Source organism: Mesorhizobium sp. M4A.F.Ca.ET.020.02.1.1 (assembly GCF_004022645.1).
In the GTDB taxonomy this organism is placed as follows: domain Bacteria; phylum Pseudomonadota; class Alphaproteobacteria; order Rhizobiales; family Rhizobiaceae; genus Mesorhizobium.
This window is the reverse complement of record NZ_RZOI01001430.1, coordinates 1-391: the sequence shown is the minus strand read 5'-3', so window position 1 is coordinate 391 and position 391 is coordinate 1. Positions and strand designations below refer to the sequence as shown.

Genomic DNA, 391 nt, shown 5'->3' with positions numbered 1-391 from the left:
GAGAACAAGAAGGTGATCCTCTGGAACAACCCGCAGTGAACCGCAGAGAGCCGGCTCCGCTAGGGGCCGGCTCTCTTCTCGCCGCACCCGATCAGGAGGTTTCAATGAGCCGCTACACCATCACCGTCACCAGCGACCACCGCTCCGATCCCAACGCCGTCATCGGCTACGATCCGCCGCTTCGCACCTTGTTCCTGCAGGCGTTCCCCGACGAGAGCGGCGAGGATCTTGCTCTGTGGCTCGGCACCAGCGACCGCGAGTACGAAACGCTCGACGCTCTGCGTGCGACATCACTCGCCCGGGGCTACGAATTCATGCCGCTTCCCAATGACGTCGCGCGGCTGCTTGCCGAGGATCTCGCCAAGGATGTGGACCACCAGCCGCACGATAG

1 protein-coding gene is annotated in these 391 nt (G+C 63.7%); it reads left to right on the top strand.

All coding sequences use genetic code 11. The annotated features are described in order from the left end of the window. Positions 1-104: 104 nt before the first annotated feature. On the top strand, positions 105-391 hold a 287-nt coding region (locus EN742_RS37525; protein WP_128334019.1), incomplete at its 3' end, for a hypothetical protein.